The 18,140-nt window shown below is 50.1% G+C and carries 20 protein-coding genes and 1 tRNA gene; 10 read left to right on the top strand and 11 right to left on the bottom strand.

The window, feature by feature from the left end; translation table 11 throughout:
• Positions 1-9: 9 nt before the first annotated feature.
• Entirely contained in the window at positions 10-1,344 is a 1,335-nt protein-coding gene (gene argA / locus R3E63_02710) for an amino-acid N-acetyltransferase (protein MEZ5538872.1), read from the bottom strand.
• Positions 1,345-1,384: 40 nt separating this feature from the next.
• A complete protein-coding gene (locus R3E63_02705; GenBank protein ID MEZ5538871.1) occupies positions 1,385-4,321 on the bottom strand; it encodes an insulinase family protein in 2,937 nt (978 codons plus the stop codon).
• 140 nt (positions 4,322-4,461) lie between these two features.
• Between R3E63_02705 and R3E63_02700 the strand changes: the two genes are divergently transcribed.
• Positions 4,462-5,376, top strand: coding sequence for an SdiA-regulated domain-containing protein (locus R3E63_02700; protein MEZ5538870.1), 915 nt, complete (start codon positions 4,462-4,464; stop codon positions 5,374-5,376).
• A 5-nt stretch (positions 5,377-5,381) separates the two neighbouring features.
• On the opposite strand, the gene R3E63_02695 is transcribed toward R3E63_02700, so the two are convergent.
• From R3E63_02695 to R3E63_02680, 4 genes are read right to left on the bottom strand one after another with little or no spacing between them, the layout of a single operon-like run.
• A complete protein-coding gene (locus tag R3E63_02695) occupies positions 5,382-6,149 on the bottom strand; it encodes a glutaminyl-peptide cyclotransferase (GenBank protein MEZ5538869.1) in 768 nt (255 codons plus the stop codon).
• Entirely contained in the window at positions 6,146-6,778 is a 633-nt protein-coding gene (locus tag R3E63_02690) for a TIGR01621 family pseudouridine synthase (GenBank protein MEZ5538868.1), read from the bottom strand. The genes R3E63_02695 and R3E63_02690 overlap by 4 nt, the downstream gene beginning before the upstream one ends.
• Positions 6,775-8,175: a cysteine--tRNA ligase gene (cysS, locus tag R3E63_02685; protein MEZ5538867.1), complete on the bottom strand. Its 1,401-nt coding sequence runs from the start codon at positions 8,173-8,175 to the stop codon at positions 6,775-6,777. Before cysS ends, R3E63_02690 begins: the two co-directional genes overlap by 4 nt.
• A 7-nt stretch (positions 8,176-8,182) precedes the next feature.
• On the bottom strand, positions 8,183-9,868 hold the full coding sequence (locus tag R3E63_02680; protein ID MEZ5538866.1) for a glutamine--tRNA ligase/YqeY domain fusion protein: 1,686 nt from the start codon (positions 9,866-9,868) through the stop codon (positions 8,183-8,185).
• Positions 9,869-9,968: 100 nt separating this feature from the next.
• Here R3E63_02680 and R3E63_02675 point away from each other — a divergent pair, with 100 nt between their 5' ends.
• The 3 genes from R3E63_02675 to R3E63_02665 are packed head-to-tail and all read left to right on the top strand — an operon-like array spanning position 9,969 to position 11,612.
• Entirely contained in the window at positions 9,969-10,466 is a 498-nt protein-coding gene (locus tag R3E63_02675; protein ID MEZ5538865.1) for a peptidylprolyl isomerase, read from the top strand.
• Positions 10,467-10,475: 9 nt separating this feature from the next.
• Entirely contained in the window at positions 10,476-11,222 is a 747-nt protein-coding gene (locus R3E63_02670; GenBank protein MEZ5538864.1) for a UDP-2,3-diacylglucosamine diphosphatase, read from the top strand.
• A 27-nt stretch (positions 11,223-11,249) separates the two neighbouring features.
• Positions 11,250-11,612 carry a hypothetical protein gene (locus tag R3E63_02665; GenBank protein MEZ5538863.1) on the top strand — a complete coding sequence of 121 codons (363 nt, stop codon included), beginning with the start codon at positions 11,250-11,252 and terminating at the stop codon, positions 11,610-11,612.
• A 71-nt stretch (positions 11,613-11,683) separates the two neighbouring features.
• Here the strand turns inward: R3E63_02665 and R3E63_02660 are convergent, their stop codons facing one another.
• A complete protein-coding gene (locus tag R3E63_02660) occupies positions 11,684-12,301 on the bottom strand; it encodes a glutathione binding-like protein (protein ID MEZ5538862.1) in 618 nt (205 codons plus the stop codon).
• A gap of 75 nt (positions 12,302-12,376) precedes the next feature.
• Complete coding sequence (rnk, locus tag R3E63_02655) at positions 12,377-12,787, bottom strand: nucleoside diphosphate kinase regulator (protein ID MEZ5538861.1); 411 nt, start codon at positions 12,785-12,787, stop codon at positions 12,377-12,379.
• 200 nt (positions 12,788-12,987) lie between these two features.
• On the opposite strand from rnk, the gene R3E63_02650 reads away from it, so the two are divergent.
• The 3 genes from R3E63_02650 to R3E63_02640 are packed head-to-tail and all read left to right on the top strand — an operon-like array spanning position 12,988 to position 14,895.
• The gene (locus R3E63_02650; GenBank protein MEZ5538860.1) at positions 12,988-13,614 is read left to right on the top strand and encodes an energy transducer TonB; all 627 of its coding nucleotides are present in this window, start codon (positions 12,988-12,990) and stop codon (positions 13,612-13,614) included.
• Between the two features lie 52 nt (positions 13,615-13,666).
• Entirely contained in the window at positions 13,667-14,449 is a 783-nt protein-coding gene (locus R3E63_02645) for a MotA/TolQ/ExbB proton channel family protein (GenBank protein ID MEZ5538859.1), read from the top strand.
• Complete coding sequence (locus tag R3E63_02640) at positions 14,449-14,895, top strand: biopolymer transporter ExbD (protein MEZ5538858.1); 447 nt, start codon at positions 14,449-14,451, stop codon at positions 14,893-14,895. Before R3E63_02645 ends, R3E63_02640 begins: the two co-directional genes overlap by 1 nt.
• Before the next feature lie 7 nt (positions 14,896-14,902).
• Here R3E63_02640 and R3E63_02635 read toward each other — a convergent pair whose 3' ends face one another.
• The gene (locus R3E63_02635) at positions 14,903-15,433 is read right to left on the bottom strand and encodes a hypothetical protein (protein ID MEZ5538857.1); all 531 of its coding nucleotides are present in this window, start codon (positions 15,431-15,433) and stop codon (positions 14,903-14,905) included.
• Positions 15,434-15,579: 146 nt separating this feature from the next.
• Between R3E63_02635 and R3E63_02630 the strand changes: the two genes are divergently transcribed.
• Positions 15,580-16,329 carry a TorF family putative porin gene (locus R3E63_02630; protein ID MEZ5538856.1) on the top strand — a complete coding sequence of 250 codons (750 nt, stop codon included), beginning with the start codon at positions 15,580-15,582 and terminating at the stop codon, positions 16,327-16,329.
• A gap of 27 nt (positions 16,330-16,356) precedes the next feature.
• Positions 16,357-16,521, top strand: coding sequence for a winged helix-turn-helix domain-containing protein (locus R3E63_02625; protein MEZ5538855.1), 165 nt, complete (start codon positions 16,357-16,359; stop codon positions 16,519-16,521).
• Positions 16,522-16,584: 63 nt separating this feature from the next.
• Here the strand turns inward: R3E63_02625 and R3E63_02620 are convergent.
• Positions 16,585-16,661: transfer RNA gene (locus R3E63_02620), tRNA-Arg, on the bottom strand.
• 110 nt (positions 16,662-16,771) lie between these two features.
• Here R3E63_02620 and R3E63_02615 point away from each other — a divergent pair.
• On the top strand, positions 16,772-16,894 hold the full coding sequence (locus R3E63_02615) for a hypothetical protein (protein ID MEZ5538854.1): 123 nt from the start codon (positions 16,772-16,774) through the stop codon (positions 16,892-16,894).
• An 86-nt stretch (positions 16,895-16,980) separates the two neighbouring features.
• Here R3E63_02615 and R3E63_02610 read toward each other — a convergent pair whose 3' ends face one another.
• Positions 16,981-18,072 carry an acyltransferase gene (locus R3E63_02610; protein MEZ5538853.1) on the bottom strand — a complete coding sequence of 364 codons (1,092 nt, stop codon included), beginning with the start codon at positions 18,070-18,072 and terminating at the stop codon, positions 16,981-16,983.
• Between the last annotated feature and the right edge of the window lie 68 nt (positions 18,073-18,140).

Here is an 18,140-nt window from a genome sequence, read left to right as displayed (position 1 = left end):
GGTATCTCGTTAAATGTTCTTGATAAAAATTTTTGAATTGCGTTGATAGTTATAGAGCTGCTGTTTTTTAGAAGGCAATTGTTCCAGTTTGGCGGGTGAAAAGCCTTTTTCCAAAAACCAGTGTTCGGTTTGTGTGGTGAGTACAAACAGTTTTTTGATGCCGGATTTCTTTGCTTGTTTTTCTACATGGGAAAGCAATAGCGAGGCGCGGCCGCTGGCGCGATACTGTGTATGCGTGGCAACACAGGCGACTTCCGCCATTTTCTCGCGTTTATTGCCTTCGTCTGTATAAGGATAAAGTGCCACGCAGGCAGCGATTAAGCCTTCGTGTTCGATCACGGTGAAGTTGTGAATTTCCGCTTCCAGCATTTCACGCGAGCGGCGTACCAAAATACCGTCCGCTTCCATGGGCTGAATCAAATTCAAAATGCCGCCGACATCATCCAGCGTTGCAGGTCGCACAAATTCTGCGCTGTCGTGTGCAATCAAAGTTCCGCTGCCTTTGCGCGTGAATAATTCACTCAACAAGCTGCCGTTTTCGCGGTAGCTGATTAAATGCGCGCGTTCGATGCCATTTTCTACAGCTAAGCAGCAAGCATCTAAGGTCGAACAGGCTGCGATGTTTTTTTTCTGTAGCAAGCTGCGCGCTTGTGAAGGTTTGAGTTCGCGCAGCAAAATATTTTTGTTGGTGTGCACACCGCTATCAGCAATAAAAGCAATCAATTTATCCGCATGAATTGCCTGTGCAACAACCGTAGCGACATGCTCAATGCTCAAATTAAAAATTTCGCCGCTAGCGGAATAGCCGAGGCAGGGCAGCACTACGATGGCGTCATTATCCAAGGCATCGTGTATCGCATTAACATCCACGCGCCGTACTTCACCGGTGTGGTGAAAATCTACACCATCGCGCACGCCTATCGGTTTGGCGGTAATAAAATTGCCACCCGTGACGCGAATTTGTGCACCGTGCATCGGTGAATTGATTAAACCAGTAGACAGCAACGCTTCCACTTGTGAGCGCACACTGCTCGCGGCTTCCACCACGAGCGGCAGTGAATCGGTATCGGTAATGCGTATGCCATCATGAAATTTGGCATTGATGTGTGCGCGAGCGAGTGAAGTTTCAATTTGCGCCCGAGCGCCCACCGCCAACACTAAACGCACGCCCAAACTGTTGAGCAGGGCGATGTCGTGAATGGTGTGTGAAAACTGCGCGTCGAGCAGCGCGTCGCCTGGCAACATCAACACAAAAGTTTTTTCGCGATGCGCGTGAATATACGGCGCGGAGTGGCGGAACCAATCCACCATACTTTTCGCAGTTTCCGACTCATTGTTGTGCATGCGTTCAATTCCGCTCACGGTTGCCGCCTATTGTATGGCTTCAGGCATCCAGCTTGCAGATCTCCAAACCCAGCTTGATGGCTTCATCGGTGCTATTTGCGCCACTCATCACCGCGGTGTTGGCCTTTTCTGACGTGAGATACAACGCGCCGACGCGCTGTAAATCTTGCCCTGTGACGGCGAGGATGCGGCTGCGGAATGCGCGGCGCACATCGTCGTGGCGACCGAACAGACGGTTGTGGAAAGCGGATTTCGCTTCGCCTGCCGGTGAGCCTGGTTTGTCGAGCGAAGCGATCACACCCAAGATGGCTTCTTCCACTTTCTGCGCGTCAGGCGCAGTGGTAGCGAGCCAGTCCAGCGAGCGGTCGAAATCAGCCAGCGTGTCTGTTAGACGCGGGTCGCGATACGAGTACAAGCGGAAAGCGCCCAGCGTGCTGTCTTGGCTGGCACCACCACCGTAAGCGCCGCCCTGTTCGCGAATGGCGCGATGCAAATAGCCGTTGCGCAAATAGCCGCCCAGTACCGAGAGCGCAGCAGCATCGGGATGGTTCATCGCCACCGTAGGCCAAGCGCGCGCGCAGAAGTTCACTTGCGTGCTGGTCTGCCACAGTTGCTTCACGCTGTGTGCAGAAAAAGGCAGTGCAAAAACAGAAGGATTTTGTGCGGGTGCTGTGTGCCACAGTTTTTGCAATTGCGCAGCGCATTCATCCGCGCGTTCTTGTTCAGACACCAACAACAATTGTGAAGATTGCAGCAACATTTTTTGATGCAGTTGCAACAATTGTTGTGAGAATTTTTTCAACACCGCTGCATCATCCAATGCGCGATCCAACTGCTTGATCCACGCCACACCCGCTAAACCACCGACTGCGTGTTGGAATTGCGTCAGCGGTGAAAGGCCGGCACTGGCGGCTGACATGGCGAGCGCGTGACCATTGCCGGTGAGGCTGCGCTCACGGCGAGTACGCATTTGTGCGATCAATTCGCGCAGGCGTTGCACTTCATCAAAACGCGCGCGCTGCCAAGTGTCGAATAACAGTTGTGCCGCTGCTTGTTGATTGCGCACCAACATTTTTGTTGATAACACCAAGAAACCTTGCACAGCATTCACATCGTCAATGCTGCCACGCATGGACGGATACGCGCTGATACCGCCACACACCGCCGCTTGCTGTTGTTGCGCTTGCAAATAATCTAACGCGCCGTGACCTACCTCTGTGAGACAGGCGCAGTACAGTGGTAGCAAATGGGTTTCTTCGGCATTCAGCGCCGGTAAATCGACAATCAATTGCTGATACACCAAACCGTTAGTGCCGATGTTGTAGCGCGTGAGCGGTACAGCGTTATTGTCTACGCGATCCGCCTGTGCGATGTGCATATCGGCTGGCACATCCGCCAGTGTGACGCGCGGCAAGATGTTTTCATCGAGCACCGCTTCTTGGCGTTCTTGCAGCGCGAGGCTTTGTTCAATAATTGTTTTGCATTCGTCGTCGCTGAGTGCCGCGCGAATACTCGCTAGCTGCGCGGCTTCTGCCGCTTCGCTGCGCTGCGATAATTGCGTGTCAGGTTTGAGTGTCAGCGTAACGCGGTGTGTGTTGTTGAGCAGCAAATCGCGCGCCAAGCGTTTAATAAAATCAGGATCACGAATGGCTTCATGCAAAGCAGCAATCGCAGGATCTAAATCAAGCAGTGCAAAAGCATCACCGCGATGGGTCGCGCTAGTAAGTGCCTGCAGAATCAGTTGCAAACCATAAGGGTAGCCATCGCCACTCAATTCGCGCTGTTGCAATTCCAGTTGATGCAAGCAGGCGTCGATTTGTTCTTGCGGCACACCGTTTTCAGCAACATCGCGCAACACATCGAGAATTAAAGTTTCAACTGCTTGCGTATGTTCTGGGTCCGAACCCTCTAAACCGGCGGCAAACAATAATTCTTTTTGTGAGTTTTCTAAGCCGCACATGGGCGACGGCGAACTGCCCAGCGGTGAAGTTTCTAAGGCTTGTTGTAGCGGTGAGGCAGCATTGTCGAGCAACACGGCAGTAAGCAATTGTGCTTCTAAATTGGTTTTTAAATCGGCGCTGTGACCCAGCAGCCAAGCCATGACGATATGTGTTTTACCTTGTGTATTTTCTTCATCCAGCGCGTAAAACTCTGCCACGGAAACGGGCGCGAGATAGCGCTTTTCATCACTGACGCTGATGGTGTGATCCAAATAATCAAAATGCGACAGCGCTTGCGCTTCAAATTTTTGTTGATGCTCGGCAGCGGAGATGTTGCCGAAAGTCATAAAAATAGAATTAGAGGGATGGTAATGCGTGCGATAAAACGCAACCAATTGCTCGTAAGTTAAATCAGGAATGCAGGAGGGTTCGCCGCCACTGTTGTGATGATAAGTGGTAGTGGGGAAAACATAGCGCGTCAGCGTTTGCCACAGCGTGGAAGTTACCGAGCTCATCGCGCCTTTCATTTCGTTAAACACCACACCTTTGAAAGTCAGTGGCGAAGAAGCATCTTGCTTATTTTCAAACTCAAGACGATGACCTTCTTGTGCAAAATCCAAAGGATCGAGTCGTGAGAAGAAAACGGCATCCAAATACACATCGAGTAAATTATTAAAATCTTGTTTGTTTTGGCTGGCGAATGGATAGGCTGTCCAATCCGAACTGGTGAACGCATTCATAAATGTGTTGAGCGAACGGCGCGTCATTAAAAAGAAAGGATCGCGCACGGGATATTTTTTACTGCCGCACAGCGCTGTGTGTTCCAAAATATGCGCCACGCCGGTGGAGTCGTGCGGCACAGTGCGCAGAGCGACGAGAAAAACATTTTCTTCATTGTCTGCAGCGATATGGATGTGTTGTGCGCCAGTTTTTTTGTGTCGATATTCTTCCACGCGCACATTGAGGGCTGCGATCTGTTGGCTGCGCAGTAATTCAAACGAAGGTGCGGCAACTGGAGTGGAGGTCATAGTCGACATGGTGATACTCGTGTTTTTGCGGGTCGGTCATTGTAGGGATTGCCTAGGTACTTGTCGCCTGCGGTATCGCGCAGCCTGTGAATTTCAGAGAGAATGCCGCGTTGCTGCATGTAATGTGGCTAGTTGTGCTGGAGAGATTGATGTCGCGTTCAAAAAAAATAACAGTAGTTGCACTGGGGTTGTTGCTGGTCGTCGCGCTACTGTTAGCGAGTGGCTATCACCAAGGCATGCACCATCAAATTCGATTCGCGTGGTGGCAGTGGGGGCAAGAGGGGGAGCCATCTGAGAAGGCAATTCAGCTGGACACATTTTATGCGGTGGTTGATGCGAAGCCGATAGAAAATTTGAATGATGAAATTTCCGCGCTGACTTTTGATCCGGATCGCCGCACACTTTTTGCTGTCACCAATCAAAACCCCAGTATCGTCGAATTGTCCTTGGATGGGCGTTTATTGCGCCGTGTAAAACTGCAAGGTTTTATTGATCCTGAAGCCATCGAGTATTTTGCGAAAGATCAGTATGTGGTGAGCGACGAGCGCGATCAGCGCTTGGTGAAAGTGCGTTTGAAAGATGGCGTGACGGAAGTGAATTCTGCAGATTTTCAACAGCTGTCTTTTGGATTGGAATTAAATGGCAATAAAGGTTTTGAGGGGCTGGCTTACGATCACCGCAACAAGCGATTGTTTGTGGCAAAAGAGCGCGATCCTGTGCGTATCTATGAGATAAAAGGCTTCCCGCAGGTAGATCAAACAAAACCAATGGCTGTGAAAATTGTTGATGATCCTGATCGCAACGCCGGATTGTTTGTCAGTGATTTATCCAGTTTGCAGTACGATGATTACAGTGGGCATTTATTGGCGCTATCGGATCAATCGCATCTTATTCTGGAGTTGGATGTAACTGGATGGCCGATCAGTAAATTGTCTTTGCGCGGCGGAAAGCACGGTTTGAAAGACACAGTGCCTCAAGCAGAGGGCGTGGCGATGGATGATGAAGGCGTGCTCTATTTGGTGAGTGAGCCGGATTTGTTTTATGTTTTTCACAGAAAAAAATAATGCCTCTAGTGTTGTGGCTGCGTGATTTTCACTACAAACCACACGGGCCAGTTCTTCCCTGTCATAAGTAGGGTTTGCGTGTAAGGGCTCCACGCGAGGCCGTTTAGAACATCGTCTGGATTTTTTTCTGGATTTTCTTGCGAAGTTTGTGTGGCAGCGAGCGCAGTGAAATCGTAGCGATTGACCACCTCTCCGCTGCGCGCATCAATTAGCAGTACAGTATTGCTGAGCCATACATTGGCCAGAATATAGCCGTCAAGCCATTCCAATTCATTGATGTTTTTCTGTGCCTTGTTGTCATCGCGCACGCTAATTTTGCGCTGCAAGTTGCCCGTTTCTGGATCTAAAAACTGCAGGGTATCCGATCCGTTGCTTACGATAAGCGATGTGCCGTCGGTTGTGAGCCCCCAGCCTTCACCGCGCATGGGCAGAGTTTTTAATAATTGCAGCTGCGTGTTGTAGATAAATATTTTTTGTGATTTCCAGCTCAGTTGATATAGCTTGCCGTTTAATACAGTGAGTCCTTCACCAAAAACATTATCCGGTAAATAGACGCGTTTTTTTTCGAGCAGAGTTTTCGCGTCGTAAGCAATGACAGCGGATTGTCCGTAACGCCCTGTGCTTTCGAACAATTGCTCGCCAGAAAAAACTAAGCCCTGCGTGAAATGTTGCGGTGCGCGCGGCACTGTGTGCAACAGTGTCCATGATGCAGTTTGTGCAAACACGGACAACGGCAGGAGCAGTGCCAATGCAAAAAGAAGAGTGCGCCTCATGAAGCGGATTGAATGAACGATGCCATTTTTTGAAACAGTGTGCCGCTCGAGGGTTCACTCAGTACGGAAATGGTTTGTCCTTGCCAATCAAAAGCCAGTTGCAATGCGTGCAAATAACCGCGATCTGCGGGTGTGCCACCGTAGCGTTCGTCACCGATGATGGGGCTGCCGAGGGCTTTCATCATCACGCGCAATTGATGTGTGCGTCCCGTTTGCGGTTTGAGTGTAAATAAGCGCAAGTTGGGCGCCAGTGAGCGCGATGCAAAACGCGTGACGGCGGGGTTGTCTTGGCTGCGCAGCAACTTCCACTGCCCATCACGGCTGCGCGCCATATCGCCACTGACCGTACCTTGTTTTTTGGATGGCGTTTTATCACTCAGTGCAATATAAGTTTTGTGGATTTCGCGCGATTCAAACATTGTGCCCAAAGTGTTAGCAGCTGCTTTGTTGCGTGCGACGAGTAACAAGCCAGAGGTAATGCGATCTAAGCGATGAACGGGAAACAATGTTTCGTTGGGAAAGTGTTGTTGGCATTGCACAAAAAAGCCGGTGCCGTTTTCGCTGTGAAAACTGACACCGGCCGGTTTGTCGAACACAAAAAAATCTTCATGTTCGAGTAAGGGAATCATTCGCTCCGCCATGTGGTCTTACCATTACGAGTATCTTCTAAGATGATGCCATGCGTTTTGAGTTCATCGCGGATTTGATCGGCGCGCGCAAAGTTTTTGTCTTTCTTGGCTTGCACGCGATCCGCAATCAATTGCTCGATAGCTTCTGCACTCAGGCCTTCGCTGCTGCCCGCTTGCAAAAAAGTATCAGCATCAGCCTGCAAAATACCTAAAACAGCGCCGAGTGATTTCAAAATAGTGGCTAACTCAGTGGCTTGTTGCTCGTCGCTTGCTGCACGTGCCGTGTTGAGCTGGCGCGCTAAATCAAACAACACTGCAATCGCTTCGGGCGTGCCGAAGTCATCGTCCATTTCAGCAATAAAGCGCGCAACGGAGGGATGCTCCGCATCCAGTTGTGACAGTGGCAGCGTGGGAATATTGTCTAAACCGCGTAGCGCGGTATAAAAACGCTCCAGTGCGCCGCGTGCAATGTGTAAGTTCTCTTCTGAGTAATTGATTGCGCTGCGGTAATGGCTGGCGAGCAATAAATAGCGCACCACTTCGGGGTGGTATTGATTGAGAATTTCACGAATGGTGAAAAAGTTGCCGAGTGATTTCGACATTTTTTCATTGTTGACGCGCACCGCGCCGGCGTGCATCCAGTAGCCAGCGTAAGTTTTTCCTGTTGCTGCTTCGGATTGCGCAATTTCATTTTCGTGATGTGGAAACGGTAAATCGGGACCGCCGCCGTGAATGTCGAAAGAATCACCGAGGCAGCAAGTGGACATCGCCGAGCATTCGATATGCCAGCCGGGGCGACCATTGCCCCACGGTGAAGGCCAAAAAACTTCACCCTCTTTGGCAGATTTCCACAGCGCAAAATCGCGCGGATCGCGTTTGGCTTCATCGACTTCAATGCGCGCACCAGCGAGCAATTCTTCTGGATTTTTGCCCGACAATTTGCCGTAATTTTCAAAGCGGCTGACGCTGTAATACACATCATTGTTGTTAGCGTGATAAGCGTAACCTTTGGCTATGAGCTGTTGCGTCATCGCAATGATTTGCTCGATATGCGCTGTAGCGCAAGGTTCGAGATCGGGGCGCGCCACGCCGAGGCGCTGCTCATCTTCGTGCATCGCCTGAATAAAACGCGCAGTCAGTGCGGTGTAGGCTTCGCCGTTTTCGTCGGCGCGTTTCAAAATTTTGTCGTCGATGTCGGTGATGTTGCGCACATAAGTCACCTGCCAACCGCGTGCGCGTAAATAGCGGGTGATGGCATCAAACGCCACCAAAACGCGCGCGTGACCGAGGTGACAGTAGTCGTACACCGTCATGCCGCAGACATACATTTTAATGTGACCGGCGACCAGCGGTACGAACTCTTGTTTTTGGCGCGTGAGCGTGTTGTAGATTTTCATACGCGGCTCACTTACCAAAAGAATCTTTCAAACCGATGGTGCGGTTGAACACCAAGAGGTTTGGTGTGCAGTCGTAGCGATCACTGCAAAAATAGCCTTCGCGCTCAAATTGAAAACGCGTTTCTGGCGCGGTATTTTTCAAGCTGCTTTCTGCTTTGGCGTGAATAACCGACAGCGATTGCGGATTGATGAAGTCGAGAAAGGTTTTGTCTTTGTCGGCTTCTGGATTTTCTGCGGTGAATAATCTTTCATACAAACGCAATTCGACATCGACGCACTGTGTTGCCGACACCCAATGAATCACACCTTTCACCTTGCGACCATCTGCAGGGTTTTTGCCGTGAGTGTCTGGGTCATAAGAGCAGCGCAGTTCGATGATTTCGCCGTTTGCATCTTTAATCACTTCGTCGGCGCGGATGACATAGGCATTGCGCAAACGCACTTCTTGGCCGAGCACGAGGCGTTTGAAATCTTTTTCTGCTACTTCGCGGAAATCATTGCGGTCGATAAACAATTCACGCGTGAAGGGCAGTTCGCGTGTGCCGAGATCTTCGCGCTGTGGATGTTTCGGAGCAGTGAGTTGTTCAACGCGTGTGGCATCAAAATTGGTGATGACGACTTTCAATGGATTGAACACACACATGGCGCGCGCGGCGTTTTTATCTAGATCGTCGCGAATAGCAAATTCCAACATGCTGACATCGACGATACCGTCGCTGCGCGTCACGCCGATCATTTCGCAAAATTGACGCAGGGCTTGTGGTGTCACACCGCGACGGCGCAAACCGGCAATCGTCGGCATGCGCGGATCATCCCAACCGCTGACATGCTTTTCATCCACCAACTGTTTTAATTTGCGTTTGCTGGTGACGGTGTAATTGAGATTCAAACGCGCAAATTCGTATTGGCGCGGACGCGCTGGTACAGGCAAATTATCGAGATACCAATCGTACAGCGGTTTGTGATCTTCAAATTCCAGTGTGCAAATGGAATGCGTGATGCCTTCAATCGCATCGGATTGACCGTGGGTGTAATCGTAAGTGGGGTAGATGCACCAAGCGTCGCCCGTTTGATGATGATGCGCGCGCCGAATGCGATACATGATCGGGTCGCGCAAATTCATGTTGGGGCTGGCCATATCAATTTTGGCGCGCAGCACGCATTCACCGTCGGCAAATTCACCGTTTTTCATGCGCGTGAATAAATCGAGATTTTCTGCTGCGCTGCGTTCGCGATACGGGCTGTTTTTGCCTGCTTCCGTGAGTGTGCCACGATGCGCGCGCGCTTCCTCGGGCGTGAGATGGCAGACATAGGCTTTGCCTTGCTCGATCAAATACACGGCCCAATCGTACAACTGCTGAAAATAGCCAGAGGCGTGGCGCACTTCGCCACTCCATTGAAAGCCGAGCCAGCGCACATCGTCTTGAATCGAACGAATATATTCGTCGTTTTCTTTTTCGGGATTGGTGTCATCAAAACGCAAATTGCACAGTCCGCCAAATTCTTCGGCCATGCCGAAATTGAGACAGATGGATTTCGCGTGGCCGATGTGCAGATAGCCGTTCGGCTCGGGCGGGAAACGGGTTTGCACCTTGCCATCGTGTAGACCCGCCGCGACATCGGCGGCAATGATCTGGCGAATAAAATGGGCAGGCTTGGTAGCTTCTGAAGACTTGCTGGGCTGTTTGCTCATGATGTCCGGCAAAAAATAGGGAATATTTAGGTTTGGCGAGGGTAGCGGTGAGCGCGTATTATAGCCACCCCCTCGATATAGCTTAAACACAGGAAATCACATGTCCGTAGTTACCCTGCACACCACCCACGGCGATATCACTCTCGAACTGGATGCGGCAAAAGCGCCCGCCACCGTCGCCAGCTTTCTGGAATACGCGCGCAGCGGCTTCTACGCAGGCACGATTTTCCATCGCGTGATTGACGGCTTCATGATCCAAGGCGGCGGCATGGATGAAAACATGAACCAGAAAAAAACCAACGCGCCAGTGAAAAACGAAGCCAACAACGGTTTGAAAAACAACACTGGCACCATCGCCATGGCGCGCACCATGGATCCGCACTCAGCTACGGCGCAGTTTTTCATCAATGTGAAAGACAACGATTTCCTCAATTTCAAAAGCGAAACTTCGCAAGGTTGGGGCTACTGCGTGTTCGGCAAAGTGAGCGATGGCATGGATGTGGTGAATAAAATCAAAGGCGTGAAAACAGGTTCTAAAGGCGGTCACCAAGATGTGCCGGTAGAAAACATCACCATCACTTCCGTCACTGTGAAATAAAGGTGATTGATGAACGCACTGTTCATCTCTGATCTGCATTTATCCGAAGAAAGGCCGCACATCACTGCGGCCTTTTTTGCTTTTCTCGACCAGAAAACGCAGGGCGTTGATCATCTGTACATTTTGGGTGATTTTTTTGATGCGTGGATAGGCGATGACGATGATCGCCCTCTGGCTGAAACCGTTGCCAACGCCTTGCAGTGTGTTGCCGCGCACGGTGTGCAAATTTTTTTCCAACACGGCAATCGCGATTTTTTATTGGGCGAACACTACGCTGCGCGTTGCGCTATGCAGTTGTTGCCGGCATTGCATGTGATCGAAACAAACGGGCAGCGCGTGTTGTTAGCGCACGGTGATCAATTCTGCACGCAAGATGCTGCCTACCAACAATTCCGCGCATTGGTGCGCAATCCTGCATGGCAGCAAGATTTTTTGGCGAAATCATTGGTAGAACGCCGCGCTATTGCTGCGCAACTGCGTGCGAAAAGCAAAGAAGCCAATAGCTTGAAAGCGGAAGATATCATGGATGTCACCCCGCAAGAAATTGAAACTGTATTGCTGCAACAGCAGTGCAGCGTGTTGATACACGGACATACCCATCGCCCTGCGCGCCATGCGCTGGCTTTATCGAATGGTGTAGAGGCGGAGAGAATCGTGTTGGGCGATTGGACGGATCAATACTGCTACTTGCAGTGGAAAAATGGTGCTGCTGAGTTGTTGTGGGAGCGTGCGCCCAGTGCGGACGCAGATGTTTAATCTAAAGTTGGAGTTCAAGAAGACTGCATGAATAACATTGCAGCCATCATGCTTATGCTACCCATACTTCCCGCATCGTGGGTTTTTGCATCATTTCTCCTGCGTGGGCGTAAAAAAACCACAACAAAAATAAGCGTTCAGTTGCAAATTCTACCGTTTCTATTTTTTGCGTTACTTTTTATTGGGATGACTAAAGGAATCTACGATGGGCTATTAACCGGTGAGATGTTTAGCCTAATAGGAAAGTCGCGTAAATCCGTTAGCCTCTCGTTAGAATCCAATAAATACTGGTTTAATTTTTTATTTAATTGTTTCTGGGATGTATTTCTCGGAGTAGTACTTTTAGTCATTGCAAGATTTCACGCTGGATCTCTAAGGTTTTGGCGCTAATAAGTTACTCACGTCACCAGCCTCAAACGGCGCGGCTTCACAGCTTTGCACCGGTTGAGATTGTCTTGGCGTTATAAATTGCTCAACCCTTCCATTGCCAGCGCTTTTTGTACGCCGCTATCCGCTTCCATGCGTTGCACAAAAGCGTGCAGTGCTTTCAGCGAACTCACATCAATGTGTAAAGATTTTACCCAGCGCAGGATGACATACAGATAGGCGTCCGCCATTGAGCGATGCTGTGCCAAGTAATCTTGTTTGGCTAAATGTTCGTTGACCATGGTGAGCATACGCACAACATTTTTCTGTGCGTTGTCTTTGGTTTGTGCGATGACTTTTTCATCGCCGAGATACATCGTGCCGCCAAACAGCGGTTTGAAAGCGGTGTGTAAATCAGAATTCAAAAATCCCAGCCAGTGATTCACTTCTGCGCGACATCTTGCGCTGTTGTCACCGCACAGATTGGCTTCGACGGCGGAGTCGGCAAGGTAATTCATGATGGCGAGGTTTTGCGTCAACACCCAGCCGTTTTCTTCCAAAACCGGCACAGCGCCTTGCGGATTTACTTGCAATAATTCAGGAGATTTTGGCGAATGAATGCTGGCTTTTTGTAAGTCATACGGTTTGCCTATCCACTCTAAAACGATGTGGGAAGCGAGTGAACAGGCACCGGGGGAGTAATACAGTTTCATGGTGGCAACTCCTAGCAGAATGAATGCCGCTCCATGCTAAAACTCACGCAGGCATTCGTCTAGGAGATGCCACGCTCAGCGATAGTGTTCGCCTGCGCGTTCGGGCTGATAGGTGATTTCTTCGACTTTCACTGTCGTCATGCCACCGCCGGGCTTCGGCCACTCAATTTCATCGCCTTGCGATAAGCCGAGCAGGGCGCTGCCCACGGGCGCGAGGATAGAGACTGTTTTGCCACTGGTATCAGCATCTTTGGGATAAACCAGCGTCAGTTCAAATTCTTCGTTGGTGGCCGCCATTAAAAATTTCACGGTGGAATTCATGGTGACCACATTGGGTGGCATTTTTTGCGGCTCAACAATGTTGGCGCGCGCCAATTCCGTTTCGAGTGCCGTGCCGCCAGCGTGATTAGCTGGCAGTGTTTCCAGTAAATGCTCCAAACGCTCTGCATCGAGGCTGGAAATAGTGATGGTGGGCTTCTTGCTCATGGTGCTCTCTCTAAATGTTCTACAGCAAAAGTTCTGCAGCAAATTTGCTGACATCGTATCTAAAAAATAAAGGAAAATAACCGAAGGAATAATCATCCGATCAGAGACAGTTGACGATACCGTATCTGAGAATTATTATCGTTCGCTTTTTTGAGGTTGTAGTGCGGCAGTATACAAGTGATTCAGGCAATAGGCATACAGTGAGCCACTTCGCTGTGCTGTTTGGCGTTGTTTTTTCGCTTGGTTTACACGCCAGTGCTGTGTGTTGGTGGATGCTGCGGGAGAAACCGCCGACAGTGAAATTGGGCATGCAAGAAGTGACGGTTGAGATCATCGCGCCTCCCGCGCCGATTGTTGAACCTGCACCGCCGGCTCCAGCACCGCCACCACCGCCAATACCTGAAATACGCGATGACGAGATGGCTGAGCAGCGCAAGGTGGTGAAGAAGAAAAAACTGCCTGTGCTGCCTAGACCGCAGCCACCGATAGCGCAGCCCGTGAAGCCGGTTGAGAATCCGGTAGCGAAACCCGCAGCGGTAGCGGTGACACAGGCGCGCTATGACGCGGATTATTTGAACAATCCGAAACCTGCTTATCCGGCGCTGTCGAATAGGTTGGGTGAAGAAGGCAGGGTGTTGTTGCGTGTGAAAGTCTCGGCAGAAGGCAAGCCGTTAGAGGTCAGTGTTAAAACATCGTCCGGCTTTTCACGGCTAGACGAAGCGGCAGTAAAAGCCACTTATAAATGGCGATTTGTACCAGCGCGTCAGGGTGATGTCGCTTTGACGAGCTGGGTAGAGGTGCCGATTCAATTCGGTTTGAAGAAATAAGTTTTGCGCATTGAAACGCAATGATTGGCCAGTTTGATAGAGAGGCAATGACATGACTTTTGATCTCAATTTCGTCACCTTTTGGCAGCAGGGCGATGCTATTTCACACGGTGTATTGATTTTGTTGCTGCTGATGTCGGTGATTAGCTGGAGCATTATTTTGGGAAAAAGTGTGCAGCTCGCTTGGTGGCAGCACGCTAACAGCGGCGCAGTGGATCGCTTTTGGCAGGCGCAGGATTTGGAAACGGGCATGAGCAAGTTATCGCGTATGCAGCCGTTCTATCTGCTGGTGAAGCACGGTATTTTGGCGGTGTCACATTTTCAAAACCATCGCCCTGGCATTCAGGCGCATTTAGATGCAGAAATGTCTCTGAATGAAATTGTGACGCGCGCGCTGCGTCAAGCATTGAACCGCGCCACTTCCGATTTGGAGAGAGGCCAAGTGTTTCTCGCTTCCATTGGTTCGGTTTCTCCTTTTGTTGGGCTGTTTGGTACGGTGTGGGGGATTTATCACGCACTGGCGGCCATCGGTGTCACAGGTCAGGCATCACTGGACAAAGTGGCGGGCCCCGTGGGTGAAGCTTTGATCATGACGGCCATTGGTTTGTTTGTGGCGATTCCCGCTGTGCTGGGCTACAACGCTTTTAACCGTGTGCAGCGTTTGATTGCCGCTGATCTCGATGGTTTTGCCCATGATCTGTTGATGTACTTCACCACAGGCACGCATCAAAGCGTCAATAAAACGGCCTTACTGCGCTCGGCGAAGGTAAAGCCGCTGGCTGCCGGCGTACCGCCCAGCACGCACGCCAGTAACAACGGTGGGAGCCAAAACTAATGGCCTTCGGTGGATTTGAGCAGGGCGCTTCGCAGCCGATGTCGGAGATCAACATGACGCCGCTGGTCGATGTCATGTTGGTGTTGCTGATTATCTTCATGGTCTGTGCGCCGCTGATGACGCAGTCGATCACCGTGAATTTGCCCAAGGCGGCAGGAACCACGACACAGGACAAGCCGAAGGCGATTAAGCTGTCCATCGACCCAGTGGGCAAAATCACTTGGAATGGTGAAAGCGTAGCGGATGAAAATTTGGTTGTGCGTTTAACCGAGGCTGCCACACAACAACCGCAGCCGGAGTTGCATTTGATGGCGGACAAAGAAGTGCGCTATGAGCGCGTGGCGCAAGTGATGGCGCAAGTCAAAGAAGCGGGCATCACCAAGCTGGGTTTTGTGATGCTGCCAGGTGGCGGCGTACAGCCAGTGGGCGCTGTGCCTAATCAGTAGGCTGCAATCAATGCAGCACTTGTCCTGCGGCATACAGAGTTTGCTGCATACGGCGCGCGCGGAACTCCTCAAACTGAAAAATCTGCGCCGGTTGGCGTGTAAACAGGGGCACCACAATCTCCGCTTTGCGCAGCGCTTCGGCGAGGTGCATGGCGCACAACAGAGCCATGCCTTGCACGGGCAGCGGCACCCAATCAGCCAGAATGGCCTGTGCTTCCCAGTGTTTGTTGTCTTGCAGCAGAGCCAACATCTGTAGAAATAAACCTTCATCAAGCCCCAAGCGTTCGTTACAAGTGCACCGCATATCCATCGCGCGCGCGCTGTAGGACAACAGTATGTTCATGAAGGCATCCATCGCGGCACAGGCTTGGTCGCCCGCATCACATTGGTAGAGGCCGGTGCGCCAGTCTGGGCATTGCTTGTGCGGGCTGTGATGAGGGATAGCCCAAAGCCGCAGCGTCATCAACATCAAGCGTTCGCTGGCGCTGATATCGCTGACGGTGATGTTTGTCGGGTAGATCGAGCTGCTGTTTGCCATGGCACGGTATCCTTTCTGCAGATGAGAATCATTATCATATTTGCGCCAGAGATAAATGTAAATAGGAATCAATATCATTTAATAGGCTGTGGGTGGTCACTGCGGCAGATTTTGTCTTTACAATTTCCATCATGAGGTAGTTTGAAATGAAAATTTTCAACGCAGTAAAAATTGCCACAGCCAGTTCGTTGCTGCTGGTTGGTTTACCAGTCATGGCTCTGGAATTGGGCGCGGGTTTTGAAGGCAGCGGCAACATTGGTTTATCCAGTAACTATATGTGGCGTGGCATCAGTCAAACGCGCAACGGTGTGGCGGTGCAAGGCGGCGTGGATATCACGCATTCTTCTGGCTTCTACACAGGCACTTGGTTGTCGAATGTGGATTTTAAACTGGCGCCTCGCGCGCACACTGAGCAAGACATCTACGCGGGTTACGGCTTCAACATGGGCGATTTTGCCTTCGATCTCAAACACACCAAGTATTTGTATGACAACGCCAACGCGCTGGATTTCAACGAAACTCACGCACAAGTGAGCTACAACGCCGGTAGTATCGGTTCGTTTGCTGTGGGCCTCGATTACTCAAAAGACACACCGATTGTTGATGCCGATAGCGCCGTGCATTACTACGGTTCGCACACTTACGCACTGCTCATTGGCGCGACACTGACCACGACTTTGGGTCAATACGATTACAAAGATGCCGGTTGGCTTGGTGGCACGGATTCAAAATACAGCTACTACAACATCGGTGTTAGCAAAGAGTTTTATGGCGTTAATGTCGGCTTGGCGTACACCGATAGCAATATCGATGAAAATAACTGCAAAATTTTTGCCGGCGGTGATGGCTATTGTGGTGGCAGCTTGGTGCTATCTGTCGTTAAAGTTTTTAAATAGTTTTATGCGAAAATACGGTTTTTTCTTTTGGGTATAACATTGCTACAAGAAGTGTGTGGCGCGGCTTACAGCGAAAGAACACACTACTTGCGTATCCACATGGGGTATTTGCGACCAAAGCTCGAAGATGATCCAGCACAGCCCCAATACCTACTTACGGAAACAGCAGTGGGATATCGCTTGCAGCCGTAGAGCTGATGGGAGTTTCTGAAAAGAAAAAGGCTTAGTGCGCAAACACTAAGCCTTTGTTTTATATGGCGCGCCCGGAGAGATTCGAACTCCCGACCACCTAGTTCGTAGCCAGGTACTCTATCCAGCTGAGCTACGGGCGCGTAGGGTGCGCACTATAGGCATCGCCCCTTGATGCGTCAACCGCTAAATGAAAAGTATTTGGTTTTTTTGTTCGATAATGGGCTGGTGGGAATATTGTTGAGGAGAGTGAATGAAGTCTTGGTGTTATCAAGTGCGGCACAGCGTCGCCAGCGGCGTTGTCCTGTTATTGGTATTGTTGTTGGCAGGCTGCGATGGCTATCCGTCTGATTGGAGTCGCATCAACAAACCTTAGGTTTCTTCTTGTGCAGGCATTGGTGCACCAGAAGGCCAGTATCTGCGTATGGGAATTTGTGCGGGGTTGAGCAGCATATCCCTAGATCAGTTCCCTCTGCGCTGCTCGATAGCGCTACGCACGAGGCTCAGCTTTTGCTGGCCGAAATCGGTGAGTGTATTGAGTGCGCGTTTCATCGGGCTGGCAAATCTTTTCTCAATAAAAAAATGAACAGCATATGCGATAGCAATGACGACGAGAATCATCCCCCAAAATAGGATGTGCGCGTTAACTTGAGGGTATGCCAAGTTGAAAACCATAAAGCCGATATTTTGATGCAAAAGATATAGCGGGTAGGTGAGTACACCTGCTAACAGCCATTGGTGACGCCCGATAAACCCTGTTCGTCTTAATGACGCCAGCGCCATGAGCACAAAGAACAAAGTGACTATTCCTGCGACCACGTAGCTGCTGATTGGTGTTGCATAGTGCTTTTCAAAGACATCCAGTTTGTCGGTGGATTTAAATACTGCCAATGCCCATGATGTGATAATCATGGCTATCCTTGTATTGGAAAGGCCTTTCTCCCAAATAAAAAAGAAAGTTGCCCCAGCAATAAAAAATGCAGAATATTCTGTGATGAAAAAATTACGCAGCGTTCTAGTTGATTTAATTTCTAGGATGATCGTAAGCACTAGCCACGCTAAAGTGAGCGTTTGCGCTTTGTGGATTTTTCCAACAAGCAACACAATGGCCACTAATAAATAGAAACGAATTTCTATAAATAGGGACCAGTATGCGCCATCAATTGATGGGATTTTTGTAAAGCCACTTAGCATCGTCATATTGGCTAAGTATTGGCCAATGGATGCTGTGTAGCGCGCTCCACCTATGGTAATAGTGAGCAAGAAAGTAATAGTGCAACAAACCCAGAAGGCGGGGTAAAGCCTAACGATTCTTGAAATAACAAAGCCTCGTAAGCTGCCACTAGCGGCCGTCATCAGAATAACGAATCCGCTAATCATAAAAAAAAGTTCAACGCCGAGGTAACCGTATTTAGAGGCTGAAGCAAATAGAGGGTAAGGCATGACCGACATATCGTCAGCGGCATAGCCTCTAAACGAATAGTGAAAAAAAACAACAGCGATAGCCGCTAAAAAGCGCAGTAAATCAATTTCATTAACGCGAGTGTTTGTCATGCGCAGTGGCTTCCCTCGAATCAAGAAGCTGCGAAAAATGCTAATTAACAGGACTTTGTTGGATAAGT

The sequence above is a fragment of the Pseudomonadales bacterium genome, from assembly GCA_041395665.1.
Taxonomy (GTDB): Bacteria; Pseudomonadota; Gammaproteobacteria; order Pseudomonadales; family UBA7239; genus UBA7239.
This window is presented reverse-complemented; position numbering and strand designations above follow the sequence as displayed.

Coding starts and splice junctions, on each gene's coding strand:
- R3E63_02645 (MEZ5538859.1), top strand. CDS start 13,667: ATGACTTTTGATCTCAATTTCGTCACCTTTTGGCAGCAGGGCGATGCT.
- R3E63_02630 (MEZ5538856.1), top strand. CDS start 15,580: ATGAAAATTTTCAACGCAGTAAAAATTGCCACAGCCAGTTCGTTGCTG.
- R3E63_02665 (MEZ5538863.1), top strand. CDS start 11,250: ATGAATAACATTGCAGCCATCATGCTTATGCTACCCATACTTCCCGCA.
- R3E63_02610 (MEZ5538853.1), bottom strand. CDS start 18,072: ATGACAAACACTCGCGTTAATGAAATTGATTTACTGCGCTTTTTAGCG.
- R3E63_02635 (MEZ5538857.1), bottom strand. CDS start 15,433: ATGGCAAACAGCAGCTCGATCTACCCGACAAACATCACCGTCAGCGAT.
- R3E63_02675 (MEZ5538865.1), top strand. CDS start 9,969: ATGTCCGTAGTTACCCTGCACACCACCCACGGCGATATCACTCTCGAA.
- R3E63_02670 (MEZ5538864.1), top strand. CDS start 10,476: ATGAACGCACTGTTCATCTCTGATCTGCATTTATCCGAAGAAAGGCCG.
- R3E63_02640 (MEZ5538858.1), top strand. CDS start 14,449: ATGGCCTTCGGTGGATTTGAGCAGGGCGCTTCGCAGCCGATGTCGGAG.
- R3E63_02700 (MEZ5538870.1), top strand. CDS start 4,462: ATGTCGCGTTCAAAAAAAATAACAGTAGTTGCACTGGGGTTGTTGCTG.
- rnk (MEZ5538861.1), bottom strand. CDS start 12,787: ATGAGCAAGAAGCCCACCATCACTATTTCCAGCCTCGATGCAGAGCGT.
- R3E63_02615 (MEZ5538854.1), top strand. CDS start 16,772: ATGAAGTCTTGGTGTTATCAAGTGCGGCACAGCGTCGCCAGCGGCGTT.
- R3E63_02680 (MEZ5538866.1), bottom strand. CDS start 9,868: ATGAGCAAACAGCCCAGCAAGTCTTCAGAAGCTACCAAGCCTGCCCAT.
- R3E63_02660 (MEZ5538862.1), bottom strand. CDS start 12,301: ATGAAACTGTATTACTCCCCCGGTGCCTGTTCACTCGCTTCCCACATC.
- R3E63_02695 (MEZ5538869.1), bottom strand. CDS start 6,149: ATGAGGCGCACTCTTCTTTTTGCATTGGCACTGCTCCTGCCGTTGTCC.
- R3E63_02690 (MEZ5538868.1), bottom strand. CDS start 6,778: ATGATTCCCTTACTCGAACATGAAGATTTTTTTGTGTTCGACAAACCG.
- argA (MEZ5538872.1), bottom strand. CDS start 1,344: ATGCACAACAATGAGTCGGAAACTGCGAAAAGTATGGTGGATTGGTTC.
- cysS (MEZ5538867.1), bottom strand. CDS start 8,175: ATGAAAATCTACAACACGCTCACGCGCCAAAAACAAGAGTTCGTACCG.
- R3E63_02705 (MEZ5538871.1), bottom strand. CDS start 4,321: ATGTCGACTATGACCTCCACTCCAGTTGCCGCACCTTCGTTTGAATTA.